This is a genomic window from Vibrio sp. 10N.286.48.F5, assembly GCF_041469785.1.
Classification (GTDB): domain Bacteria; phylum Pseudomonadota; class Gammaproteobacteria; order Enterobacterales; family Vibrionaceae; genus Vibrio; species Vibrio crassostreae_C.
In genome coordinates this window covers 91946-116757 of record NZ_JBFRLG010000001.1, presented here as the reverse complement: position 1 = coordinate 116757, position 24812 = coordinate 91946, and the positions used below count along the sequence as shown (strand labels likewise).

Sequence of the window (24812 nt, the reverse complement as noted above, 5' to 3'; positions counted from 1 at the left end):
TTCGAGATTCGAGATTCGAGTAAATAATTTAAGGGTTGGCCTAATGGGTCAACCCTTTTTTGTAGAATGGAATGTCTCTTCGCATCCCGAAGCGCAGCGTACTCGCATCTCGGAGTGAAACGTTCCTGCTCTTTTCTTCAGACATAAAAAAACCGCTGACGAATCAGCGGCTTTTAAAAACATTAGCGAGTGGCTAAAGAAGGATTACTTCTTCTTTTTCACTGCTTTCTTATTTGGAAGGTCAGTGATTGAACCTTCGAATACTTCCGCAGCTAGACCAACAGACTCGTGTAGAGTTGGGTGAGCGTGGATAGTAAGAGCGATATCTTCTGCATCACAACCCATTTCGATTGCTAGGCCGATTTCGCCAAGAAGTTCACCACCGTTAGTACCAACAACAGCACCACCGATTACGCGATGAGTATCTTTATCGAAGATCATCTTAGTAACGCCATCTGCACAGTCAGAAGCGATTGCACGACCAGAAGCAGCCCAAGGGAAAGTAGCAACTTCGTAGTTGATGCCTTCCGCTTTCGCTTCTTTCTCAGTCTTACCTACCCAAGCAACTTCTGGCTCAGTGTACGCAATTGATGGGATTACTTTAGGGTCGAAGTAGTGCTTCTTACCAGAGATAACTTCAGCAGCTACGTGACCTTCATGCACACCTTTGTGAGCAAGCATTGGTTGACCAACAACGTCACCGATCGCGTGGATGTGAGGAACGTTAGTACGCATTTGCTTATCAACATTGATGAAACCACGCTCATCAACTTCGATACCCGCTTTTTCAGCGTCGATAAGTGCACCGTTTGGAACACGACCGATAGCAACAAGAACAGCATCGTAGCGTTCAGCTTCAGCTGGTGCTTTTTTGCCTTCCATTGAAACGTAGATACCGTCTTCTTTTGCTTCAACAGCAGTCACTTTAGTTTCAAGCATTAGCTTGAACTTGTTCTTAATGCGCTTAGTGAAAACTTTAACGATGTCTTTATCCGCAGCAGGGATAACTTGATCGAACATCTCTACAACTTCAACTTTAGAACCTAGAGAGTGGTAAACCGTACCCATCTCAAGACCGATGATACCGCCGCCCATGATAAGCAGTTTTTCAGGTACTTCGTTTAGTTCTAGTGCATCCGTAGAATCCCAAATACGTGGGTCTTCATGTGGGATGAAAGGAAGTTTGATTGGGCGAGAACCCGCAGCAATGATTGCGTTGTCGAAGTTAACAGTTGTTGCTTCGCCTTCGCCTTCAACAAGAATGCTGTTAGGACCAGTGAACTTACCGAAACCGTTAACAACAGTAACGTTACGCATCTTAGCCATACCGCCAAGACCGCCAGTTAGTTGATCAACTACTTTTTCTTTCCAGATACGGATCTTGTTGATGTCCGTTTGTGGCTCGCCGAATACAACGCCGTGCTCTGCCATCGCTTTAGCTTCTTCGATTACTTTAGAAACGTGAAGAAGTGCTTTTGATGGAATACAACCAACGTTTAGACATACACCACCAAGAGTGCTGTAACGTTCAACTAGTACTGTTTCTAGACCTAAATCCGCACAACGGAATGCCGCTGAGTAACCAGCAGGACCTGAACCAAGTACAACAACTTGGGCTTTAATTTCTTTGCTCATTGTGACCTCTTGTAGTCATTATCCCTAACAGGCTGAGTAGATGTTCTTAAAATTATTGGGCTTTCAAACAGGAAACATTTTACAGAGATGTTAACAGTGTGAAAGTAGCTTTAAGTTAGCCTGTGAGCTAGACAACAATTCCCCATCAGATTATGAGAAATGCAGGAAACTGTTCTCTAAAAATAGTCTTTATATAAAGAATTAAGGTGACCCGAAAGTCACCTTAATAATTACTTTCTCAATTACAGTACTAGACGACGAATGTCAGATAGTGCGCTGTTTAGGAAAGTAATGAAGCGTGCACCTTCAGCACCATCGATCACACGGTGGTCGTATGATAGAGACAGTGGAAGCTGTAGACGTGGTTGGAACTCTTTACCATTCCAAACTGGCTTAATTTCAGACTTAGATACACCTAGGATACCTACTTCTGGAGCATTTACGATTGGAGTAAATGCAGTACCGCCAATACCACCAAGGCTAGAGATTGTGAAACAACCGCCTTGCATGTCTGCCGCTGTTAGCTTACCAGAACGTGCTTTCTTAGAAACAGCCATTAGCTCTTCAGATAGCTCGTAAATGCCTTTCTTGTTCACGTCTTTGAAGACAGGAACAACTAGACCGTTTGGTGTATCAACAGCGATACCCACGTTTACGTACTTCTTAAGAATGATGCTTTCGCCATCTTCAGAAAGAGAAGAGTTAAACGCTGGGAATGCTTCTAGCGCTTTAGCAACAGCTTTCATGATGAACACAAGTGGAGTGATCTTCATGCCAGTGTCTTTCTTCGCTTCGATTGCGTTCTGTTCTTTACGGAATGCTTCTAGCTCAGTGATGTCTGCGTTGTCCCATTGTGTAACGTGAGGGATCATTACCCAGTTACGGTGCAGGTTAGCACCAGAGATCTTCTTAATCTTAGAAAGCTTCTGAACTTCAGTTTCGCCGAACTTGCTGAAGTCAACTTTTGGCCATGGTAGTAGACCAAGAGCAGAACCGTCGCCGCCTTTGCCAGATGCAGCTGCACCAGACTCAAGACGCTTAAGTGCATCTTTAACGTAAGACTGAACGTCTTCTTTAAGGATACGGCTCTTACGACCAGTACCTTTAACCTTAGAAAGGTTAACGCCGAATTCACGAGCTAGACGACGAACTACTGGAGAAGCGTGCGCGTAGTCACCGTTCTCTTGGAAGTCGCCAGCTGCTGGAGCCGCTGCAGGTGCTTCTGCTTTAGGAGCAGGTGCCGCCGCTGGAGCTGCTGCTTGTGCAGGTGCTGCAACAGGAGCAGGCGCTGCGCCTTCAACCGGAGTGCCGGCCACGACGAAAGTCATGATTAGAGAGCCAGTTGACACTTTGTCGCCAGCTGCAATCTTGATCTCTTTTACTGTACCAGCGAATGGTGCAGGAACTTCCATTGAAGCTTTGTCGCCTTCAACAGTAATTAGAGATTGCTCTTCTTCTACTGTATCGCCAACCGCTACCATGATTTCAGTAACTTCTACTTCGTCGCCACCGATATCAGGAACGTTTACTTCTTTTTCAGCTGATGCTGCTGGAGCCGCTGCAACTGGTGCCGCCGCTGGAGCAGGAGCTGCTGCAACTGGAGCGCCAGAGCCCGCTACTTCACCTGTTTCTACAGAGAAAATCATTACTAGAGAACCAGTTGATACTGAGTCACCAGAAGCGATCTTGATTTCTTTAACGATACCAGCGAATGGTGCAGGAACTTCCATTGAAGCCTTGTCACCTTCAACAGTAAGAAGAGATTGCTCTTCTTCTACTGCGTCACCGATAGCAACCATGATTTCAGTTACTTCAACTTCATCACCGCCGATGTCAGGAACGTGAACTTCTTTAAGCTCAGCTGCCGCTGCAGGAGCAGCTGCAACTGGTGCCGCCGCTTCAACTGCTGGAGCAGCCGGTGCTGCTGCAGCACCTTCAGCTTCGAAGATCATGATAAGAGAACCAGTAGAAACAGAATCGCCTTCCGCTACTTTGATTTCTTTAACGATACCCGCTTGAGACGCAGGAACTTCCATTGAAGCTTTGTCGCCTTCAACAGTGATCAGTGACTGCTCTTCTTCAACCTTGTCGCCAACGTTTACAAGAATCTCAGTTACTTCAACCTCGTCAGCACCGATGTCTGGTACATTAATTTCGATTGTCATTGTATTTACCTACCTTAATGCCAGTCTTATGCGTATTGCGGGTTAGTTTTTTCAGTGTCGATATCGAATTTAGCAATTGCTTCAACAACTACAGATTTCTCGATGTCACCACGTTTAGCCAGTTCAGTTAGAGCTGCAACTACGATGTAGCCAGCGTTAACTTCGAAGTGACGACGTAGGTTTGCACGGCTGTCAGAGCGGCCGAAACCATCTGTACCAAGTACTTTGTAAGACTCAGTTGGCATGTACGCACGTACTTGCTCAGCGTAGTTCTTCATGTAGTCAGTCACTGCGATTGCAGGTTCTTTACCAAGAACAGTCGTGATGTACGGTACTTTCTCTTCAGCTTCTGGGTGAAGCATGTTGTCACGCTCTACCGCTTGGCCGTCACGAGTTAGTTCGTTGAACGACGTTACAGAGAATACGTCAGATGCTACGCCGTACTCTTCGCTTAGAATTTCAGCCGCTTTACGCGCTTCGTTCATGATAGTACCAGAGCTCATTAGTTGAACTTTGCCCTTAGCACCAGCGTGAGATTCAAGCTTGTAGATACCTTTACGGATGCCTTCTTCAGCGCCTTCTGGCATTGCTGGCATTGCGTAGTTCTCGTTCATTACTGTTAGGTAGTAGTAAACGTTCTCTTGCTCAGGACCGTACATGCGACGGATACCGTCTTGCATGATTACTGCTAGCTCGTAAGCAAACGTTGGGTCGTAAGAGATACAGTTAGGGATAGTGTTCGCTTGGATGTGCGAGTGACCATCTTCGTGCTGTAGACCTTCACCGTTCAGTGTTGTACGACCTGCAGTAGCACCTAATAGGAAGCCACGAGCTTGTTGGTCGCCTGCTAGCCATGCCATGTCACCAATACGTTGGAAACCGAACATTGAGTAGTAGATGTAGAACGGGATCATCGGTAGATCGTTTGTGCTGTATGAAGTTGCAGCAGCAACCCATGAAGCCATAGAACCTAGTTCGTTGATACCTTCTTGAAGAACTTGACCAGACGTTGCTTCTTTGTAGTAAGAAACGATGCCTTTATCTTCAGGTGTGTATTCTTGACCGTGTGGGTTGTAGATACCAACCTGACGGAATAGACCTTCCATACCGAATGTACGAGCTTCATCACAGATGATAGGAACGATGTTCTTACCAATGTTCTTATCTTTAAGAAGGATGTTTAGCGTACGTACATAAGCCATAGTTGTAGAGATATCACGCTTCTGTTCACCTAGTAGAGGTGCGAATGCGTCTAGCTCAGGAACTTTGAATTCTTGAGTAAATTTAGGCAGACGTGCTGGCGTGTAACCTTGTAGGGCTTTACGACGAGCATGTAGGTATTCGTACTCAGCAGAACCTTCTTCTAGAGTCAGGTAAGGAAGCTCAGACACTTTCTCATCAGAAAGGATGTCTTGTAGGCCTAGACGGTCACGTAGGTATTGTACGTGAGTCATGTCCATCTTCTTAACACCGTGAGCGATGTTCTTACCTTCTGCAGCTTCACCCATGCCGTAACCTTTAACTGTCTTAGCTAGGATTACTGTTGGCTTGCCACCTGTCTCTTTTGCATTGTTGAATGCAGCGAACAGTTTAGAAGAGTCGTGACCACCACGCTTCAGTTCGAAGATTTGGTCGTCAGTCATGTCTGCAACTAGTGCAGCTGTTTCTGGGTACTTACCAAAGAAGTGCTCACGTACGTATGCGCCATCTTTAGATTTGAATGTCTGGTAGTCACCATCGATAGTTTCGTTCATTAGTTGAAGAAGCTTACCAGTAGTGTCTTTAGCTAGTAGAGAATCCCAGTTGCTACCCCAGATAACTTTAACAACGTTCCAACCTGCACCTTTGAATAGGCCTTCAAGTTCTTGGATGATGCTACCGTTACCCATTACAGGGCCGTCTAGACGCTGTAGGTTACAGTTGATTAGGAAACATAGGTTGTCTAGCTTCTCACGCGCAGCGAAAGAGATAGCACCACGTGATTCTGGCTCATCCATCTCACCGTCACCTAGGAAAGCGTATACACGTTGAGCAGAAGTATCTTTAAGACCACGGCCGTCAAGGTACTTAAGGAAGCGCGCTTGGTAGATCGCAGAGATCGGGCCAAGACCCATAGATACTGTAGGGAACTGCCAGAACTCAGGCATCAGTTTAGGGTGCGGGTAAGAAGGAATACCTTTACCATCAACTTCTTGACGGAAGTTATCTAGCTGCTCTTCAGTTAGACGACCTTCAACGAATGCACGAGAGTAGATACCTGGAGAGATGTGACCTTGGTAATAAACTAGATCGCCACCGTCAGTCTCGTTTGGAGCACGGAAGAAGTGGTTGAAACATACTTCGTAGAACGCTGCTGCTGACTGGTAAGAAGCCATGTGACCACCAAGGTCTAGGTCTTTTTTAGAAGCACGCAATACGATCATGATTGCGTTCCAGCGAATAATCGAACGAATACGACGCTCAAGAGTTACGTCACCAGGGTAAGCTGGCTCTTGTGCTGCTGGAATTGTGTTGATGTAGTTTGTGTTGATGCCTGTAGCCATATCAACACCATCTAAACGCGCTTTATCTAGAACTTGTTCTAGTAAAAACTGTGCACGTTCTACACCTTCTTCACGTACTACTGACTCAAGAGCTTCTAACCAATCTTGAGTTTCCAGAGCATCAACGTCATGCTTCATGTCAGACATGGCGATCTATCCTTTTTGTTAGTTGGATTCTACTAAACACGTAAAAAGCCGAAGTATTACGGCTATTTACCCTGTTGAATTCGACGTAAAGAACGTTCGCGGCGCGACTCTTCTTTGGTCAAATCCATCAATGTTTCTTCGATGTAAGCTAAATGAGAGTGTGACATTTCACGTGCCTGTTCTGGCTGTCCTGAAACGATCGCATCCACAATGTTAGCTCGATGTATACTCACTTTCTCCACAACGTCTTTACGACGATGCAACAGCTTTAAATTTTCTAAGACGTTTTGTTCGAGTAACGGAGCCAAGCTACGAACAATGTGCAATAACACCACATTGTGCGCTGCCTCTGTTAAAGCAATAAGAAAAGCCATCACTGCTGCAGATTCGGCTTCAATATCACCCTTATCTTGCGCACCGCGAATTTTTTCTTGGCATGCTTGAATTCGAGCAAAGTCTTCATCAGTGCCACGTAATGCCGCAAAGTAAGCCGAAATCCCTTCCATCGCATGACGCGATTCCAACAAGTCTAGTTGGGTTTCAGAATGGGACGACAACAAATTAAGCAAAGGATCTGAAAAGCTTTTCCAGATATTTTCGCTAACAAACGTACCTCCACCTTGACGGCGAGTAAGCAAGCGTTTTGCTTCTAAACGTTGTATCGCTTCTCGGATTGAAGGACGAGACACATCGAACTGTTTCGCCAGTTCGCGCTCAGGCGGCAGCTGCTGCCCTGGAGCCAGTGTTCCTTCCACTATCAACCTTTCTAACTCTTGTTCGATAACATCGGAGAGTTTTGGCTGACGAATCCTTTGATAAGCCATAGTTTGTTGTTCTTCTTTTTCTTCGCTGACAATTGGTAATACCAATTTTAAGTTGGGCAGAAATTAACATAATTAAAACGCCACTGTCCAGCCTAAAATTGACCTGCATCATAGAATACAGCGTGAATTAACCATGATTTAACAAATGAAATTTAAAACAGCAACCAAATTGGTCTTACCATTTACAGGGGTAATACTTTTGGGGAGTGTTCGTGCTAGAAAGTTTCAGGATAAAAATGAATTGTTTCAGAAAGATTAGTGTCACTCGTTTAAAAATCGAACCAAGCGCACATTTAGGGTGGAAATTCTGTTCATAAGTTTTAATAAATGAGTGTTTGATAAGCTCGTCACACTCTCGATTTATTGATGCTCCCCGTCCGACCACTTCCTTTACAAAAGCACAACAAAAATTCACAAACAATTATGCTCATCGTTGATTATCTAGAGCCCTTCAATGAGCAGAGTCTTGTTGTGAATTCGGATTTAGAAACTCAGTTGGCCTTGATATTTCTTCCAATCAAAAACCAAACCGGGGTCAGTCTTTCGTAGCGGGGCGATGTATTGATGGCCAGTGATACGCTGACGCGTAATCTGCGGGAAGTTCGACACCAATGTCTCCGTTAATTGAGCCAAAGATTGGTATTGCTGCTCGGTATAAGCAACAAAGTCACTGCCTTCCAGTTCAATGCCAATAGAGTAGTCATTACACCTTTCACGGCCAGCGAAGCTCGATTGACCCGCATGCCAAGCTCGGTCTAAGAAAGAAACGAACTGCACCACTTCCCCATCGCGACGAATCAAACAGTGCGCCGACACGCCCATTTGGTGAATCACCTTAAAAAACGGGTGTTCCTTCGGGTCGAGTTTGCCCGTAAAAAACAGTTCTATGTAAGGCCCACCAAATTGACCCGGAGGCAAGCTAATGTTGTGAACCACCAGCAGAGAGATATCGTCGGCACTCGGTCGAGCATCAAAATACGGAGAAGGAACATGCCGAGCATTGTCGTACCATCCGTTGGAGCTCATCGTCATCTTAGTCTCGCTTTCTTTTCTGCTAGCACAATAAGATGTGACTTTGCCCATAGAGCAGTCGCGCTAGCCTCTTTAATTTGAAGTTAAGCAAGAGTATCATTCCATTCCCACTCCTTTTCAAGATTAGATTTGCGATGAAAAACACACATAACAGCCACCAACGCCTTGATTACTTAAAAGAGCAACTGCCGCTAGAGATCACTCGCGCAGTCGCTGAGACCATCAAAGAAGATCTAGGTGGAACGTTAGATCCAGCGGCTGATATTACGGCAAGTCTAATCCCTGCAGACGCAATCAACAGCGCAACCATTATTACCCGTGAGCACGGCGTGTTCTGCGGTAAAGCTTGGGCTGATGAAGTGTTTAAGCAACTGGGCGGTGAAGTGACTATCGAGTGGAATGTAGAAGATGGCGACAAGGTTGAACCAAACCAAACACTTTGCACCCTAACTGGCCCAGCACGTGCGCTATTAACCGGTGAGCGTAATGCCATGAACTTCATTCAAACGCTATCTGGCTGTGCGACAACAACAGCGATCTACGCAGACAAAGTTAAGCACACAGAATGCCGCCTGTTAGACACTCGCAAAACAATTCCTGGCCTTCGCAGCGCACTAAAATACGCTGTCGCTTGTGGTGGCGGTTTCAACCACCGTATTGGCGTTTTCGATGCTTACCTAATCAAAGAAAACCACATCATCGCTTGTGGTGGCATTGAGAAAGCTATCTCTACTGCAAAAGAGCTAAACCCAGGTAAACCAGTAGAAGTAGAAACAGAGAGCCTAGCAGAGCTAGAGCAAGCGATCAGTGCTGGCGCAGACATCATCATGCTAGACAACTTCACCACAGACATGATGCGTGAAGCGGTTAAAATCAATGCGGGCCGCGCTGCATTAGAAAACTCAGGTAACGTCACTCTCGACACTATCGCAGAGTTCGCTGAGACGGGTGTTGATTACATCTCGGTAGGTGCGCTGACTAAGCACCTAAAAGCAATGGATCTATCAATGAGATTCAAAGCGTAATTGACTGAATAATAAATAATTTCTGTAAAGGCACTGTTAATAACGGTGCCTTTTTTATTGCCTGAATTATCAATATTTCAAGCAGTTATTTAAGCTGATCGCATAATTTTGCCTGCTATATGAAACACTACACCAATAAATACCAAACCGCTCGCGACCGCACCTGAACACCATTCCACTACCCCATCTCAACTTCTATTCTTTCCATCAACCAGTGCTTGCGCTGAAACAAACTAAACAATGGAATAGAACAATGAATAACAAGAACAAAAGAACGAACCAGAAAGGCTTTACGCTGATTGAATTGATGATTGTGGTGGCGATTATTGGGATCTTATCCGCATTTGCTGTACCTGCTTATCAAAACTATACAAACAAAACACATGCATCTGAAATGCTAAATGCTTCATCCGCAATAAAAACAGGCGTAAGTGTTTGTTTATTAAGTGGTAACACAGCATGTTCTTCAGGCGGCAATGGAGTTCCAGCCTCTCAAACATTCGATAAATCCGCGAATGATAAATTTGCTGTCGCCTCTACTGTTACAGTGACAGCAGCAGCAACAAGCTCTGCAGCAGCAACAATTACCGGAACAATTACAGCAACAGTTGACGCAACAAAAGGGAAAGCTGGTCTTAAAAAATCTGGAACCTTAACAATAACACCTAAGTTAACTACACATGGCGTGACTTGGATCGTTGCTTGTGACTTAGGCTCGACTGATTACTGTCCAAACACATAATGCTAACCAACCTCCCAACCGTTCTCCGTCAGGCTGACTTACTTAGCCTGACTCAAGAACAAGCTGTTGCGGAACATGTACAAGCTTCAGGTATTTCGACACCTGAAGCTTTGATCGTTCTAGATTTCTTCACAGGCAACTCCTTAGCAAACAACATTAAAACCATCTTCGGCTTACCGTTAGTACAACTTGCCAATATGGACTATGAGACACTATGTGACCAATTAGGGCTTCGTGAACTGATTACCAAATATCGTGCTATCCCGATTTCAGTATCTAGCTCGACTCTCACACTCGCCTCTGCCGACCCGACCGATTTACAAGCGGAAGATGACTTTCGATTTGCGACGGGATTACAGATTGAACTGGTTGTCGCCAACTACTCTGAATTAGAAGGTGCGATACGCAAGCTGTATGGCCGCTCTATTTCAGGGCAAGACTCTAAACGCAAAGAGATCACTCAAGATGAACTCGCCAATCTTGTTGAAGTGTCTGACGACGAGATAGCATCGATAGAAGATCTCAGCCAAGACGATTCCCCTGTCAGCCGCTTTATCAATCAGATACTGGTTGATGCGGTACGCAAAGGCGCATCAGATATCCACTTCGAACCTTACGAAGAGCACTACCGAGTGCGACTGCGTTGTGATGGTATCCTTGTTGAAATACAGCAACCCGCCTCTCACCTAAGTCGTCGTCTATCAGCTCGCTTAAAGATCCTCGCCAAGCTTGATATCGCTGAACGCCGCTTGCCTCAAGACGGTCGTATTAAACTGCGTCTAAATGACGACTTGGCGATTGATATGCGGGTATCAACGCTGCCGACCTTGTGGGGTGAAAAGATCGTTCTTCGACTGCTTGATAGCAGCGCGGCCAATCTAGATATCGATAAGTTAGGTTACACCGAAGATCAAAAAGCACTCTACCTCAATGCCCTGAAGCGCCCACAAGGGATGATCTTAATGACAGGTCCAACTGGCAGCGGAAAAACCGTCTCCCTTTATACTGGCCTTCGAGTGCTCAACACTACTGAACGCAACATCTCAACAGCCGAAGATCCGGTGGAAATTAACCTATGTGGTATCAATCAGGTACAAGTGACACCTAAGATCGGCTTTGGGTTTGCGGAAGCGCTACGATCATTTTTACGACAAGACCCCGATGTTGTAATGGTTGGAGAGATCCGAGACTTGGAAACTGCAGAGATCGCGATCAAAGCGTCGCAAACCGGACATTTAGTACTTTCAACATTACACACCAACTCAGCAGCAGAAACCGTCACCCGACTCGCCCACATGGGGATTGAGCCCTTTAACCTCGCTTCGTCATTAAGCTTAATTATCGCGCAGCGACTGGCAAGGCGACTCTGCAACCACTGTAAAGCAGCTGACAAATCGCCGGACATATTTCTGCGTCACTCTATTCCTAACAATCAAACACTCTACAAAGCCAACCCTAAAGGGTGCAATGAGTGTAATCAGGGTTACTCCGGTCGAGTGGGCATCTACGAAGTGATGCCGTTCACCGACAAACTAAAAAATAGCCTGATCAATAAACCTAACGCGTTAGAGATTGAAGACATCGCGCGTAGAGAAGGCATGAGAACACTGCAAGAGTCCGGTATCGATAAGTTGCTTGAAGGCACGACCAGTTATCAAGAACTGCAACGTGTTCTGTATCTATAATTCATCGGAGCGCTCATGACGACCAAACTTCAGTCACAATTAAAAAACTACCACTGGAAAGGCATCAATAGCTCAGGCAAAAAGGTGTCAGGGCAAACCTTGGCACTCGCCGAATTAGAAGTACGAGAAAAGCTCAAAGAGCAGCATATTCAGATTAAGAAAATCAAAAAGAAAAGTATCTCAGCAATCACTCGTTTAACTCATCGAGTCAAAGCCAAAGATATCACTATTTTGACTCGACAACTGGCTACCATGTTGGCAACTGGTGTGCCGATCGTGCAAGCCATCAAGCTAGTGTCAGACAATCACCGCAAAGCAGAAATGAAATCGATTCTATCGCATATCTGCAAAGGTGTAGAAGCCGGAACGCCAATCTCAAAAGCGATGCGAACCGCAAGCCGCCACTTTGATGACCTCTATACCGACTTGGTCGCGACAGGCGAACTCTCCGGTAACCTAGCACAAGTGTTCGAACGTTTGGCGACCTATAGAGAAAAGAGCGAGCAGTTAAAGTCCAAAGTCGTCAAAGCACTCATCTACCCCGCGATGGTGGTCACCGTTGCACTGACCGTTTCTTATTTAATGCTGACCATGGTGATTCCAGAGTTTGAGTCGATGTTTTCAGGCTTTGGCGCCGACCTGCCTTGGTTCACTCAGCAGGTACTCTATCTGTCACATTGGATGCAGGCTTACAGTTTTTATACCGCTGTGGGCATTGGGCTTGTTGTCCTGATTATTTACCAACTGTGTCAACGTTCCCACTCGATCAGACTGTCTGTCAGTCGGCTAGGATTGCGCTTCCCTGTTCTCGGTGGCGTATTAGCGAAAGCCTCAATAGCCAAATTCAGCCGAACCTTATCAACAAGCTTTAGTTCCGGTATTCCTATTTTAATGAGCCTAAAAACCACAGCCAAAACCGCAGGCAACCTACATTATGAATCAGCAATCATTGAGGTTCACCGAGAAACCGCAGCAGGCATGCCGATGTATATCGCGATGCGCAATACCAATGCCTTCCCTGAAATGGTGTTGCAGATGGTGATGATTGGTGAAGAGTCGGGCAACCTTGATGATATGCTCAATAAAGTCGCTTCCATTTACGAGTTTGAAGTAGACAACACCGTCGACAATTTAGGCAAAATTTTAGAACCATTGATCATCGTATTTTTGGGAACGGTTGTTGGCGGGCTTGTGGTTGCGATGTACTTACCGATCTTTAATCTTATGAGTGTGTTAGGATAGCCAAAAGCAACTTAACACCCATGAGTAGCAAACTTCTGCTCATATAGATCAAGTGGTAAAGGACACTATGGAAGTATTTCACTACTATCCTTGGCTATTCCCCGTATTAGCTTTCATTTTTAGCCTTCTTATCGGCAGCTTCCTCAATGTAGTCATACACCGCTTACCGATTATGATGGAGCGAGAGTGGCAACAAGAGTGCTCGGAATATTTCTCTCAATATAAAATTCCAGCGCCAGAGGGAAAGTTCAATCTCAGCATTCCTCGTTCAACCTGCCCGAAATGCAAAACCCAATTAAGAATCGTCGACAATATCCCAGTGTTAAGCTGGTTGCTCTTAAAGGGTAAGTGCCACAGCTGTGCGAATCCAATCAGCGCTCGCTACCCTTTGGTCGAACTGCTTACAGCAATACTTTGCACAATGGTTGCTAGCCACTTTGGTTTCAGTTACTACGCCATTGCTTTGATTCTTTTCACCTTCGCACTGATTACCGCGACCTTTATCGATCTCGATACCATGTTGTTGCCTGATCAAATCACCTTGCCTTTGGTATGGTCCGGTATCGCATTAGCACTGTTTAATATCGGCCCAGTATCGCTGCAAGATTCCGTGGTTGGCGCAATGGCTGGTTACCTCGCTTTATGGTCTGTTTATTGGTTGTTCAAACTACTGACAGGCAAAGAAGGCATGGGTTACGGTGACTTCAAACTCCTGGCTGCGCTTGGCGCATGGCTTGGTTGGCAGCACCTACCGATGATCATCCTTTTATCTTCGCTTGTTGGCCTTGTGTTTGGTTTGATTCAACTTCGCTTGAAACAGCAAGGCATAGATAAAGCCTTTCCATTTGGGCCCTACCTTGCGATTGCGGGTTGGGTAAGCTTGATGTGGGGTAACGACATCATGGGTTGGTATTTCACTTCTGTACTAGGAATTTAACCATGGCAATCATTATCGGATTAAGCGGTGGTATCGCCAGTGGCAAAACCACGGTCGCTAACCTGTTCAATGAACATTTTAATATAGATATTGTTGATGCTGATATCGTGGCGCGTGAAGTGGTTGCGCTGGGCAGTGTCGGCTTAAAACAGATTACAGAACACTTTGGTGAGTCTATCTTGCTTGACGATGGAACACTCAACCGAAGTCGACTGCGTGAGCTGATCTTCTCAGATCCTAAAGAGAAGCAGTGGCTCAATGATCTTCTTCATCCCATGATCCGTGACAAAATTGACAGTGACCTGTCTAAAATCACATCCCCGTATGGTTTATTAGTTGCGCCGCTATTGGTGGAAAACCAAATGCAAGGCATGGCCAATCGCGTATTAATTGTTGATGTGCCAGTAGAAGTTCAAATAGAGCGAACGATGAGTCGTGATAATGTTTCTAGAGAACAAGTTGCATCAATTTTAAAATCACAGGCTTCAAGAGAACAACGCTTAGCAGTTGCAGATGACGTGATTAAAAACCATACTAAAAACCAAGAACTTTTGCCTCAAATCACAGATTTACATCAAAAGTATCTGGCAATCAGTGCTGTAGATGGGTCAGAATAGAACAATGTTGAATGAAGGTTTGCTCGATGATCACACATAAATTTGAACATCCTCTAAATGAGAAAACAAGAATCTACTTAAGAGTTGAATCGCTCTTGAGGCAGCTACACTTGTCTTCTACATTTTCCGATGCTCAACAGTATCAACTCTTTTTCCGTTCCATCTTTGATCTGATTGAAATCTTCGAACAGATCCAACTCAAGAGCGAACTCGCAAAAGATATTGAGAAGCAACGTGTAACCTACAAAAGCTGGTTGGATGTTGAAGGTGTCGATCAAGAGATGCTGACATCACTACTTAATGACATTGGTAACATCTATCGTGATCTGATGCAGGCAGAACGTTTTGGCCAATCACTTAAAGAAGACCGCTTCCTGAGTGCGATTCGCCAGCGCTTTAATCTTCCAGGTGGCTCATGCTGCTTTGATTTACCGGCACTGCATTATTGGCTGCACCTTCCTCTTGATAAGAGAATGCGAGATGCTAAAGCTTGGATGGACAGCTTACAGCCTCTGTATGAAGCGCTAACGCTATGGTTAAAGCTCACCAGAGAGACTGGTCACTTTAAAGAGCAAATTGCTCGCGCTGGCTTCTTCCAGAGCGATGCTGATGAAGCGAATATCCTTCGCCTTTCTATTCCAATGCAATACGGTGCTTATCCGATGATCTCCGGGCATAAAAACCGTTTTGCCGTTAAGTTCATGAGCTTTGAAACAGGACAAGCCTGTACTCAAGACATCGAATTTGAATTGGCTGTCTGCAGCTAATTAATTTCCTTTTATAGTTTGGCTTGAGCCTTCACTCGAGCCTAAACTCTTTCTTACAATACCCTCTAATTAAGAATCACTATGTCGAAAAAAATCACCATCGTTAAATGCCCTCAATGTAATGCCGACGTTGAATGGGGCGAACAAAGCCCACACCGCCCGTTTTGCAGTAAGCAATGTCAGATGATTGATTTCGGTGAATGGGCAGACGAAGAGAACAGCATTGCTGGCGCACCAGACATGTCAGATAGCGATGGTTGGTCGGAAGACCCGCACTAAGCAAATAGCGGGTAAATTTTGAAGGGTTGGCGTTTAACGTCAATCCTTTTTTATTGCCTATAGCATGGTACGAATAGAGATTCCTTACTCCTTCCTTCGTCAGTCTAGGGAATGACAGTTAAATGTGAGTTTCGTTTTAGTCCGTCATCCCCAAAAGCGAGGAACGAGTGAGTTCGGGATCTCTTACCTGTGAAACTCTAAATAGCAGACACAAAAAAGCGGAGCCAAATGGCTCCGCTTTTATCGATAGAATGCAAAAAGAATTACTTCTTAGTAAGCTTCTCTTTAATACGAGCTGACTTACCAGAACGCTCACGTAGGTAGTACAACTTGGCACGACGTACTGCACCACGGCGTTTAACTTCGATGCTATCAACCATTGGAGAGTGAGTTTGGAACGCACGCTCTACGCCTTCACCGTTCGAAATCTTACGAACTGTGAATGCAGAGTGTAGACCACGGTTACGAATAGCGATTACAACGCCTTCGAAAGCCTGTAGACGCTCACGGTCACCTTCTTTTACCTTAACCTGAACTACAACAGTGTCACCTGGTGCGAATTTAGGAAGGTCTGATTTTAGTTGCTCTTCTTCAAGAGCCTTGATGATGTTGCTCATTTGTATAAATTCCTAGAATAAACTGATACTAAATTTAATAGGTTACTGCTTGCTTTTCGTTAAGAGCGTTGCTCTTTAATGAATTCAGCCAGTAATTGTTCCTGTTCGTCAGTCAGAGCTAGGTTTTCCAGGAGCTCTGGTCTTCTTAGCCAAGTTCGGCCCAACGATTGTTTTAATCGCCAGCGACGAATGTCCTTATGGTTTCCAGACTTGAGTACCGATGGCACATCTTTATCGTCTAGCACCTCAGGGCGCGTATAATGGGGACAATCTAGCAAACCATTTGCAAAAGAATCTTCTTCTGCTGAAGCGAAATCTCCAAGTACACCCGGAACAAACCGAGAGACTGAATCAATCAACGTCATGGCTGGCAGTTCGCCACCCGTCATCACAAAATCGCCAATCGACCATTCTTCGTCGACTTCAGATTGAATAATGCGCTCATCTACCCCTTCATAGCGACCACAAATAAGAAGCAAGTTCTCGTTTGTTGCCAACTCTTCAACACCTTTCTGGTCGAGTTTACGACCTTGAGGTGAAAGATAGATTACTTTCGTCTTTCCCGGTGCTGCTTGCTTGGCAGTTTGGATAGCATCGCGCAAAGGCTGAACCATCATTAACATGCCAGGACCACCACCGTAAGGTCTGTCATCAACAGTGCGATGTTTATCATGAGTGAAATCACGAGGATTCCATGTCTCAATAGATAAAAGACCTTTTTTAACCGCTTGACCTGTTACTCCAAAATCAGTAACAGAACGGAACATTTCAGGAAAAAGGCTAATAATGCCAACCCACATGTGTTCTCTCGCTCTGTAATTTGGAGTTAGAATCCAGGATCCCAGTCAACTTCGATCCGGCGAGCTTCGCGATCAACTTTCTTGATCACTTGCTCTTCAAGGTACGGTACTAACCGTTCCTTTTGGCCAAAAGCATCTTTAAGATTTGCTTTGATTACTAGAACATCGTTCGAGCCAGTTTCTAATAGGTCAGTGACCTCACCAAGGTCGTAACCTTTAGTGGTAAAAACTTGCATACCGAACAATTCGCGCCAGTAGAATTCATCTTCTGACAATTCAGGTAACGAAGCAGGGTCAATAGCAATTTCAAAGTTAGTCATCAGTTGCGCGTCTTCACGAACATCTAATCCCGCTAGCTTACATACATAACCTTGGCCATGACGTTTCCAGCTCTCAACTTTGTACTCAACCCACTTACCCTTTAGGTTTAAATACCAAGGGCTGTAATCAAATATGCTTTCAGCATTGTCTGTGTAGGAGAACACTTTGAGCCAGCCACGAATACCATAGGTAGACCCAAGTTTACCCATGACAATTCTATTATTTTGCTCGCTCATAGTTTCTTTACCCTTCATCGACATAAGCTATTTCTCTTTAAAAAAGAATTAAGCCGCTTTTTGAGCGTCTTTAACTAGCTTAGCTACACGATCAGATAGAGATGCGCCTTGACCAACCCAGTGGTTAACACGATCTAGGTCTAGACGTAGACCTTCTTCTTGACCTTGAGCTGTAGGGTTAAAGAAACCTACTTTCTCGATGAAACGGCCAGTTGCAGCGTTACGGCTATCCGCAACTACGATTTGATAAAATGGGCGCTTCTTTGCACCGTGACGTGCCAAACGAATGGTTACCATGTCGTCCTCTTTGCTTTCTTAATAAAATAATTAACCCCAAGTATAAGTAAATAGCTTGGGGTCTCGTGCCAAATTAAAGCCCCGGAATTTTACTCTTATTCCGGTGCAATGCAAGGGCTTTAGTTATTTTTTCACCAACATAGCTGCCGTACACTTTCTGTGACACGGCTAACACTATGAAAAGTAACGTAGCTAAAGCTTACATTTGTAGATTATCGACCAAACGGGTTAAAGCCACCACCCATTCCGCCCATACCTCCACCGCCGCCCATCATGCCTTGCATGTTGCGCATCATGCCTTTCATGCCACCTTTCTGCATCTTCTTCATCATCTTCTGCATTTGGGTGAACTGCTTAAGCATACGGTTTACATCTTGTACCTGTGTACCAGAACCAGCGGCAATACGCTTTTTGCGAGAGCCTTTGATTAGGTCAGGGCGTTGACGCTCTTTCATGGTCATAGAGTTGATGATCGCTTCCATTTGCTTGAACATCTTGTCATCAACTTTATCTTTAACGTTATCTGGTAGCTGAGACATGCCTGGAAGCTTATCCATCATGCCCATCATGCCGCCCATGTTTTGCATCTGACCTAGTTGTTCACGGAAGTCTTCAAGGTCAAAGCCTTTCTTCTCTTTGAACTTCTTAGCCAGTTTCTCTGCTTTCTCGGTATCAACGTTTTTCTGTAGGTCTTCAATAAGAGACAGTACGTCGCCCATACCTAAGATACGAGAAGCAACACGATCTGGGTGGAACGGTTCTAGTGCGTCAGTCTTTTCACCAACACCCAAGAATTTAATCGGCTTGCCTGTGATATGACGAACAGACAGAGCAGCACCACCACGCGCATCACCATCAACTTTCGTCAAGATAACACCGGTTAGTGGTAGCGCATCACCAAAGGCTTTTGCAGTGTTCGCAGCATCTTGACCTGTCATTGCATCAACAACGAACAGTGTCTCTACTGGTTTAATTGCAGTATGAAGCTCTTTGATCTCGCCCATCATCTCTTCATCGATAGCCAAACGACCCGCAGTATCGACAAGTAGCACGTCGTAGAATTTCTTCTTCGCGTAGTCGATTGCAGCGTTTGCAATATCAAGAGGTTTTTGATCAGCTGAAGATGGGAAGAAGTCTACGCCAACATCGCTTGCTAACGTTTCAAGCTGTTTGATTGCCGCTGGACGGTAAACGTCGGCAGACACAACCAAGACTTTCTTCTTGTCACGCTCAGTTAGAAGCTTAGATAGCTTACCTACCGATGTGGTTTTACCCGCACCTTGTAGACCCGCCATTAAGATAACGGCTGGCGGCTGCGCTGCTAGGTTAAGAGCCTCGTTAGACTCACCCATCACCGCTTCAAGTTCAGCTTGAACGATCTTAATGAATTCTTGACCAGGCGTTAGAGATTTAGAAACCTCAACACCCACAGCGCCTTCTTTTACGCGCTTAACAAAATCGCGGACAACGGGCAGTGCAACGTCGGCTTCAAGTAGCGCCATACGTACTTCACGCAGCGTCTCTTTAATATTGTCTTCGGTCAGACGACCTTTACCGCTGATGTTCTTCAGCGTTTTGGATAGACGATCCGTTAAATTATCAAACATAGTTTTCTCTTCGCTCAAAACTGCGACTATTACTGTGAGTATACATTAGCGCGGATTAGAGTCATACCCGTTGTAGAGCGTTAATCATCCGTGCTTGTGATGTGAGACATTATTCACTTGGAATTGAATGAGGTTCGCCATAGCCCCAAAGAGCGATGCGAGGTATAATTCGCCAATTAGTAATCATTAAAATGGATACCATGGACAGTCTTATTGCGATCGCAGCAGCCTTTCTTTATACAATGGCGATTTCCACGATCATTCCAGGTCTCGTGCACCAAACAGGAATCCGTGTAAAAACGGTGTTTATCAGCGCATTACTTGCTCTAGCTTTCCATGCTTGGTTGCTTGACGATTTGATTTTTAATGCCAGTGGCCAAAACCTCAGTATCTTGAACGTTGCTTCATTAATCAGTTTAATCATATCTGTGGTAATGAGCGGTGCAATGCTCAAAACCCGTCTGTGGTTTATCTTACCCGTCGTCTATAGCTTCGCTGCGCTGAACTTGATGGCTGCCACTTTTCTTCCAAGCACCTTCATCAAACATCTAGAGAATGACCCAAAACTGCTCGTGCACATCTCTTTGGCTCTATTCTCATACGCAACGTTAACTATCGGTGCGCTATACGCCCTGCAACTTGCGTGGCTAGATCACAAACTTAAAAAGAAAAAAGCCTTAGTGATAAACCCTAACCTACCTCCTTTAATGATGGTGGAAAGACAGCTTTTCAAGATCATTTTGATTGGTAATGGCTTATTAACAGGTACCTTGTTAACGGGTCTCATCTTCGTGCAAGATATGTTTGCTCAAGGAAAGGCACACAAGGCTGTGTTGTCTTTTATCGCTTGGGTTATCTACTCCATCCTTCTGTGGGGTCACTATCAGAAAGGTTGGCGTGGACAGAAAGTCACTTGGTTCGCACTGGCCGGCGCCAGCATGCTCACATTAGCCTACTTCGGTAGCCGCTTCGTCCAGGAAATCATCCTGAACTAGTCTGTAAAATAAAGGCAAGGTCTCACATACCTTGCCTTTAAAATATTGAGTGCAATACATTCAATTGACATCTCGACCATGTTCGGTCATAAATTAATCAAGATACACAAATAGGAAAAGAATAGTTTTGGACGACATATCAACGGGTATCTTATTTGCGCTACTCGCGTGTCTCATTGTAATTTCTGGTTATTTCTCTGGTTCCGAAACGGGCATGATGTCCCTGAACCGCTACCGTTTAAAGCACTTGGCCAATACGGGTCATAAAGGTGCCAAACGTGTAGAAAAACTTCTGAACCGCCCAGACAGATTGATTGGCCTCATTCTCATCGGCAACAATCTCGTCAACATTCTTGCATCTGCGATCGCTACTATTCTTGGTATGCGCATCTACGGGGATATCGGTGTGGCTATCGCTACTGGTACCCTGACTCTCGTGATCCTAGTATTCGCCGAGGTAACCCCAAAGACCATCGCTTCTCTATTTCCTGAACGTGTCTCTTACGCGAGTAGTATCCTTTTGATGATACTGATGAAGGTGCTATCACCATTGGTGATCTTAGTGAACTTCATTACCAACGGCTTCATTCGTATCTTAGGCGTTAAAGCCAGCCATGATGCAACCGACCACTTGAGCTCCGAAGAGCTTAGAACCGTGGTAAATGAAGCCGGTAGCTTAATCCCTCAACGTCACCAAGATATGTTGGTGTCTATTCTGGATTTAGAGCACGTCACCGTGAACGACATCATGGTGCCGCGTAATGAGATTACTGGTATCGACATCAATGACGACTGGAAATCGATCGTTCGTCAACTTACCCACTCGCCTCATGGTCGCGTAGTGCTGTACCGTGACCAAATAGATGAAGTGGTCGGCATGCTTAGGCTGCGTGAAGCTTACCGTCTGATGCTTGAAAAGAACGAATTCAATAAAGAAACCCTGTTGCGTGCCGCGGATGAGATCTACTTTATTCCTGAAGCGACACCACTCAATATTCAACTGCTTAAGTTTCAACGCAATAAGCAGCGCATCGGTTTGATTGTTGATGAGTATGGCGACATCAATGGTTTGGTTACATTAGAAGATATTCTAGAAGAGATCGTAGGTGAGTTTACCACCTCAATCACCCCAAGCTTATCTGAAGAGATTACTCCGCAAAGCGATGGCAGCTTCTTGATTGAAGGCAGTGCCAATATCCGAGATATCAACAAAGGCTTACAGTGGGCACTGCCTACCGATGGCCCAAGAACGCTGAATGGTTTGATACTGGAACATCTTGAAGATATTCCTGAGAGTCACCTGAGTGTTCAGGTTGCCAGCCACCCAATGGAAATTGTTGAGCTTGAAGAGAACCGCATCAAACTGGTTCGCGTGTTCCCACAGATCGTGAACGGCTAACTGAGTTATCACTGAATCTCTGTCTCGCCCTAAAATACGTTGACGAAAAAGGCCCGGTTCATTGAACCGGGCCTTTTAGTATCTAACTCGCCCTATCTAGGGTAGCTATCAATGACTAGTCGATCTTAAGCTCTTGCAGCATAGACTCTGGCAGTGCCAGTTCATCATTCTTGTTTACAGAGATGCCTGCAGCGATGATCGCATTCGCGATCTCTTTCGCTTCATCCAAAGAGTGCATTGCCGCGGTACCACATTGGTATTCGTTCAGCTCAGGGATCTTATTCTGGTTCTCAACTTTCAGTACGTCTTGCATCGCTGCCAACCAACCGTCAGCCACTTGTTGTTCTGTAGGCGTACCAATCAGGCTCATGTAGAAACCAGTGCGACAGCCCATCGGTGAGATATCGATGATCTCTACATCTGAACCGTTCAATTGATTACGCATGAAACCAGCATATAGGTGCTCTAGAGTATGGATACCTTTCTCAGATAGGATGTCTTTGTTTGGCGCAGTAAAACGCAGGTCAAACACAGTGATGGTATCCCCTTTTGGGGTTTGCATTGTTTTAGCAACACGAACGGCAGGTGCGTTCATGCGTGTGTGATCAACAGTGAAACTATCTAATAAAGGCATTGCTCTTCTCCATGACGGCTGGCTTTAGAAAAACCAGCTTCGATTGTCTTCTAGTTCTTTGCGGCACTGTTTCAGCTGCCATCCATAATCTTTTGCTTGCTGTTCGACTTTGCGCGCCACCTTAATTAGCGATGGCTTGCTGTTGTATGACTTACGCTTATAACCACCACGGCCTTCATGATAAGCCAGGTATTGGTTATATGGGTCCCATAGTGAGATGCCCAATTGACGACGCGTCTCGCTGGTATACCAACCGATGAACATCAATGCATCATCAAAGTTGGTTCTTGAACCACCGTTATTGGTCGCCTTTTGGAAGTCTTCCCAAGCAGGATCTTGAGCTTGTGCATAACCGTAGGCACTGCTTACACGCCCCCACGGTATAAAGCCAAGAATGTAATCTTTAGGTGGGCGCGCATCATGACGATAGCTACTCTCTTGTTTCACAAAAGCCATCGCAACGTTAATCGGCGTTCCCCATTCTTCTTGCATATCCAAGGCATCTTCATACCATGAAGGGTGCTCTCGAAAGATGCTACACAAATTATCTTGCTGCTTTGGCGGTGGCGTTGCACATCCAACCAACAGGCTAGAGACAACACCAACAGTCACTACAGGTAACCATTTACTACTCACTCGAGTAGGCTGACCTAATAAGGCTTGCTTCCTTTCCACCAAAGTCTCGCTATGCTTTTAAATACGAAAAATAATCCGCTAAGAAGCTATCAAAATCTTGAGTGCTTGCTTCTTCACTTTGTTGCTGAGCAATCACAGAACGTTGAACTTCTGCTTCCATCAACTCAGCTGAATATACTTTGTATTGGTGCGCTTTGTGTTGCTGAGCGTACGTTTTACCTAACGCGCAACCCACTTTACCTAAGCCGCCCAATTTTTTGGTCTCTTCTAGCAACTGGCCAGAAATAGTTAGCTCAGGGGTATCAATCCAAGCCTCAAGCGTATCGCATGTTTCTTGGTATGCACGACCACCTTGTTCAGCGTCCATCATCTCGGCAATAGAGCGCAGATCTTTGAAGACACGCTTCGCCCAATCTTGCAGAGACAATCGCTCACCATGACAACCGATTTGCAGCTCTAGACCAACCTGACGACCTTGTAGGATCACCTTGTTCCAGTTATCGCGCCAGCATTCAAGCTCGCAGTTATCCATCTCAGCAGAGTCCGTTAGCACACTCCACGTTAGGAATAAGTCTAGGAAGCGAACCTGCTGCTCATTGATACCAATTGAGCTGAATGGGTTTACATCTAAAGAACGAACCTCAATGTACTCAACACCACCGCGTGCCAATGCTTCAGATGGTTTCTCACCACTCTTCGCGACACGCTTAGGGCGGATTGGAGCGTAAAGCTCATTTTCAATTTGCAGTACGTTGCTATTCAACTGACGGTATTCACCATCAACCTTAGTGCCAATCTCGGCAAATTCTTCTGATGGTGTGCGAATCGCTTGATTCAAACCTTCAAGGTATTGGTCTAGGCTGTTGAAACCAATCTTCAACACACTTTGCGCACTGTTCGTGTAGCCAAGGTCGCTCAGGCGCAGCGCCGTTGCTTTTGGCAGATACAATGTCTCACCAACCTTTTCAAAAGGTAGGTTTGTTTCTCTTCCTTTGATGAAAGAAGAACATAGCGCAGGTGAAGCACCGAAGAAGTATGGGATTAACCAACCAAAGCGGTAGTAGTTACGAATCAAACCAAAGTAAGCATCTGACTTAGATTCACAACGCGCTTCTTCAGTTTGCTCTCCAAACAGGCTATCCCAAAAGCTTTCTGGGAAAGAGAAGTTGAAGTGAACACCAGAGATAATCTGCATCAGGCTACCGTAACGACGTTTTAGGCCTTCACGATATAGGGTCTTCATCTTACCGTTATTCGAGGTGCCGTATTGCGCTAGCTGAATGTAATCTTCACTGCCAACGTAACAAGGCATAGAAAGCGGCCATAGTTTTTCGCCGTCTAACTTGGTTTGCGTGAAGTGGTGGATATCAGACAACTGATTCAAAAGCGTCGGAACGTCGTTAGAAACAGGCGTGATAAATTCCAGTAGCGACTCAGAGAAATCGGTCGTTACCCATTCGTTCATCAACGCAGATCCCAAAGCCTCAGGGTGCGGCCCAGTAGCAAGGTGCCCATCTTCCGTGTAGCGTAATGTTTCCCTTTCAACACCACGACCAAATTGAGAGAAGGTCTTAGGGTTGGTTGCAACTTGCTTTAGTCGCGCAGCAAAATCAGTCAAAATTCAGTTCAC

General features: G+C 45.3%; 23 protein-coding genes. 10 read left to right on the top strand and 13 right to left on the bottom strand.

What is annotated here, in order from left to right; all coding sequences use genetic code 11:
- Positions 1-204 precede the first annotated feature (204 nt).
- From lpdA to ampD, 5 genes are all read right to left on the bottom strand, one after another.
- Positions 205-1635, bottom strand: a complete 1431-nt coding sequence (gene lpdA, locus AB4185_RS00630) for a dihydrolipoyl dehydrogenase (protein WP_017059440.1) — start codon at positions 1633-1635, stop codon at positions 205-207.
- A 242-nt stretch (positions 1636-1877) separates the two neighbouring features.
- Positions 1878-3800: a pyruvate dehydrogenase complex dihydrolipoyllysine-residue acetyltransferase gene (aceF, locus tag AB4185_RS00625; protein ID WP_372134658.1), complete on the bottom strand. Its 1923-nt coding sequence runs from the start codon at positions 3798-3800 to the stop codon at positions 1878-1880.
- Positions 3801-3826: 26 nt separating this feature from the next.
- Positions 3827-6490 carry a pyruvate dehydrogenase (acetyl-transferring), homodimeric type gene (gene aceE / locus AB4185_RS00620; protein WP_017063244.1) on the bottom strand — a complete coding sequence of 888 codons (2664 nt, stop codon included), beginning with the start codon at positions 6488-6490 and terminating at the stop codon, positions 3827-3829.
- 62 nt (positions 6491-6552) lie between these two features.
- A complete protein-coding gene (pdhR, locus tag AB4185_RS00615) occupies positions 6553-7314 on the bottom strand; it encodes a pyruvate dehydrogenase complex transcriptional repressor PdhR (protein ID WP_009847596.1) in 762 nt (253 codons plus the stop codon).
- 483 nt (positions 7315-7797) lie between these two features.
- The gene (gene ampD / locus AB4185_RS00610) at positions 7798-8397 is read right to left on the bottom strand and encodes a 1,6-anhydro-N-acetylmuramyl-L-alanine amidase AmpD (RefSeq protein ID WP_102331927.1); all 600 of its coding nucleotides are present in this window, start codon (positions 8395-8397) and stop codon (positions 7798-7800) included.
- Positions 8398-8480: 83 nt separating this feature from the next.
- Here ampD and nadC point away from each other — a divergent pair, with 83 nt between their 5' ends.
- The 8 genes from nadC to yacG all read left to right on the top strand — a co-directional run bounded on the left by nadC (position 8481) and on the right by yacG (position 15640).
- Positions 8481-9371 (top strand): carboxylating nicotinate-nucleotide diphosphorylase, encoded by an 891-nt coding sequence (gene nadC, locus AB4185_RS00605; RefSeq protein ID WP_102331926.1) that lies wholly within the window; start codon positions 8481-8483, stop codon positions 9369-9371.
- A 253-nt stretch (positions 9372-9624) separates the two neighbouring features.
- Positions 9625-10113, top strand: coding sequence for a prepilin-type N-terminal cleavage/methylation domain-containing protein (locus AB4185_RS00600; RefSeq protein WP_102331925.1), 489 nt, complete (start codon positions 9625-9627; stop codon positions 10111-10113).
- On the top strand, positions 10113-11798 hold the full coding sequence (gene pilB / locus AB4185_RS00595; RefSeq protein ID WP_102331924.1) for a type IV-A pilus assembly ATPase PilB: 1686 nt from the start codon (positions 10113-10115) through the stop codon (positions 11796-11798). Before AB4185_RS00600 ends, pilB begins: the two co-directional genes overlap by 1 nt.
- A gap of 15 nt (positions 11799-11813) precedes the next feature.
- Complete coding sequence (locus AB4185_RS00590; RefSeq protein ID WP_102331923.1) at positions 11814-13040, top strand: type II secretion system F family protein; 1227 nt, start codon at positions 11814-11816, stop codon at positions 13038-13040.
- Between the two features lie 67 nt (positions 13041-13107).
- On the top strand, positions 13108-13977 hold the full coding sequence (locus AB4185_RS00585) for an A24 family peptidase (RefSeq protein WP_017065897.1): 870 nt from the start codon (positions 13108-13110) through the stop codon (positions 13975-13977).
- A gap of 2 nt (positions 13978-13979) precedes the next feature.
- A complete protein-coding gene (coaE, locus tag AB4185_RS00580; protein WP_102331922.1) occupies positions 13980-14594 on the top strand; it encodes a dephospho-CoA kinase in 615 nt (204 codons plus the stop codon).
- A 26-nt stretch (positions 14595-14620) separates the two neighbouring features.
- Positions 14621-15361 carry a cell division protein ZapD gene (gene zapD / locus AB4185_RS00575; protein ID WP_102331921.1) on the top strand — a complete coding sequence of 247 codons (741 nt, stop codon included), beginning with the start codon at positions 14621-14623 and terminating at the stop codon, positions 15359-15361.
- Between the two features lie 81 nt (positions 15362-15442).
- On the top strand, positions 15443-15640 hold the full coding sequence (gene yacG, locus AB4185_RS00570) for a DNA gyrase inhibitor YacG (RefSeq protein WP_004735515.1): 198 nt from the start codon (positions 15443-15445) through the stop codon (positions 15638-15640).
- A gap of 263 nt (positions 15641-15903) precedes the next feature.
- Here yacG and rplS read toward each other — a convergent pair whose 3' ends face one another.
- From rplS to ffh, 5 genes are all read right to left on the bottom strand, one after another.
- A complete protein-coding gene (gene rplS / locus AB4185_RS00565) occupies positions 15904-16257 on the bottom strand; it encodes a 50S ribosomal protein L19 (protein WP_004735514.1) in 354 nt (117 codons plus the stop codon).
- A 59-nt stretch (positions 16258-16316) separates the two neighbouring features.
- Complete coding sequence (gene trmD, locus AB4185_RS00560; RefSeq protein ID WP_004735512.1) at positions 16317-17057, bottom strand: tRNA (guanosine(37)-N1)-methyltransferase TrmD; 741 nt, start codon at positions 17055-17057, stop codon at positions 16317-16319.
- 26 nt (positions 17058-17083) lie between these two features.
- Positions 17084-17638, bottom strand: coding sequence for a ribosome maturation factor RimM (gene rimM, locus AB4185_RS00555; RefSeq protein ID WP_017063236.1), 555 nt, complete (start codon positions 17636-17638; stop codon positions 17084-17086).
- Positions 17639-17662: 24 nt separating this feature from the next.
- Positions 17663-17911 carry a 30S ribosomal protein S16 gene (rpsP, locus tag AB4185_RS00550; RefSeq protein WP_004410028.1) on the bottom strand — a complete coding sequence of 83 codons (249 nt, stop codon included), beginning with the start codon at positions 17909-17911 and terminating at the stop codon, positions 17663-17665.
- 212 nt (positions 17912-18123) lie between these two features.
- Entirely contained in the window at positions 18124-19518 is a 1395-nt protein-coding gene (gene ffh, locus AB4185_RS00545; RefSeq protein WP_102428512.1) for a signal recognition particle protein, read from the bottom strand.
- 200 nt (positions 19519-19718) lie between these two features.
- Between ffh and AB4185_RS00540 the strand changes: the two genes are divergently transcribed.
- Together AB4185_RS00540 and AB4185_RS00535 are read left to right on the top strand one after the other, a co-directional pair.
- Positions 19719-20513, top strand: coding sequence for an inner membrane protein YpjD (locus tag AB4185_RS00540; protein WP_102331964.1), 795 nt, complete (start codon positions 19719-19721; stop codon positions 20511-20513).
- Positions 20514-20640: 127 nt separating this feature from the next.
- On the top strand, positions 20641-21912 hold the full coding sequence (locus tag AB4185_RS00535) for an HlyC/CorC family transporter (RefSeq protein ID WP_017063233.1): 1272 nt from the start codon (positions 20641-20643) through the stop codon (positions 21910-21912).
- A gap of 115 nt (positions 21913-22027) precedes the next feature.
- On the opposite strand, the gene luxS is transcribed toward AB4185_RS00535, so the two are convergent.
- From luxS to gshA, 3 genes are read right to left on the bottom strand one after another with little or no spacing between them, the layout of a single operon-like run.
- Complete coding sequence (luxS, locus tag AB4185_RS00530) at positions 22028-22546, bottom strand: S-ribosylhomocysteine lyase (protein WP_017056597.1); 519 nt, start codon at positions 22544-22546, stop codon at positions 22028-22030.
- Positions 22547-22570: 24 nt separating this feature from the next.
- Positions 22571-23221 (bottom strand): hypothetical protein, encoded by a 651-nt coding sequence (locus tag AB4185_RS00525; RefSeq protein ID WP_017629422.1) that lies wholly within the window; start codon positions 23219-23221, stop codon positions 22571-22573.
- A 10-nt stretch (positions 23222-23231) separates the two neighbouring features.
- Entirely contained in the window at positions 23232-24800 is a 1569-nt protein-coding gene (gene gshA / locus AB4185_RS00520; protein ID WP_372134655.1) for a glutamate--cysteine ligase, read from the bottom strand.
- Between the last annotated feature and the right edge of the window lie 12 nt (positions 24801-24812).

Bases quoted from the DNA above. Each gene is read 5' to 3' on its own strand.
- lpdA (WP_017059440.1), bottom strand. From the start codon at position 1,635: ATGAGCAAAGAAATTAAAGCCCAAGTTGTTGTACTTGGTTCAGGTCCT.
- aceF (WP_372134658.1), bottom strand. From the start codon at position 3,800: ATGACAATCGAAATTAATGTACCAGACATCGGTGCTGACGAGGTTGAA.
- aceE (WP_017063244.1), bottom strand. From the start codon at position 6,490: ATGTCTGACATGAAGCATGACGTTGATGCTCTGGAAACTCAAGATTGG.
- pdhR (WP_009847596.1), bottom strand. From the start codon at position 7,314: ATGGCTTATCAAAGGATTCGTCAGCCAAAACTCTCCGATGTTATCGAA.
- ampD (WP_102331927.1), bottom strand. From the start codon at position 8,397: ATGGGCAAAGTCACATCTTATTGTGCTAGCAGAAAAGAAAGCGAGACT.
- nadC (WP_102331926.1), top strand. From the start codon at position 8,481: ATGAAAAACACACATAACAGCCACCAACGCCTTGATTACTTAAAAGAG.
- AB4185_RS00600 (WP_102331925.1), top strand. From the start codon at position 9,625: ATGAATAACAAGAACAAAAGAACGAACCAGAAAGGCTTTACGCTGATT.
- pilB (WP_102331924.1), top strand. From the start codon at position 10,113: ATGCTAACCAACCTCCCAACCGTTCTCCGTCAGGCTGACTTACTTAGC.
- AB4185_RS00590 (WP_102331923.1), top strand. From the start codon at position 11,814: ATGACGACCAAACTTCAGTCACAATTAAAAAACTACCACTGGAAAGGC.
- AB4185_RS00585 (WP_017065897.1), top strand. From the start codon at position 13,108: ATGGAAGTATTTCACTACTATCCTTGGCTATTCCCCGTATTAGCTTTC.
- coaE (WP_102331922.1), top strand. From the start codon at position 13,980: ATGGCAATCATTATCGGATTAAGCGGTGGTATCGCCAGTGGCAAAACC.
- zapD (WP_102331921.1), top strand. From the start codon at position 14,621: ATGATCACACATAAATTTGAACATCCTCTAAATGAGAAAACAAGAATC.
- yacG (WP_004735515.1), top strand. From the start codon at position 15,443: ATGTCGAAAAAAATCACCATCGTTAAATGCCCTCAATGTAATGCCGAC.
- rplS (WP_004735514.1), bottom strand. From the start codon at position 16,257: ATGAGCAACATCATCAAGGCTCTTGAAGAAGAGCAACTAAAATCAGAC.
- trmD (WP_004735512.1), bottom strand. From the start codon at position 17,057: ATGTGGGTTGGCATTATTAGCCTTTTTCCTGAAATGTTCCGTTCTGTT.
- rimM (WP_017063236.1), bottom strand. From the start codon at position 17,638: ATGTCGATGAAGGGTAAAGAAACTATGAGCGAGCAAAATAATAGAATT.
- rpsP (WP_004410028.1), bottom strand. From the start codon at position 17,911: ATGGTAACCATTCGTTTGGCACGTCACGGTGCAAAGAAGCGCCCATTT.
- ffh (WP_102428512.1), bottom strand. From the start codon at position 19,518: ATGTTTGATAATTTAACGGATCGTCTATCCAAAACGCTGAAGAACATC.
- AB4185_RS00540 (WP_102331964.1), top strand. From the start codon at position 19,719: ATGGACAGTCTTATTGCGATCGCAGCAGCCTTTCTTTATACAATGGCG.
- luxS (WP_017056597.1), bottom strand. From the start codon at position 22,546: ATGCCTTTATTAGATAGTTTCACTGTTGATCACACACGCATGAACGCA.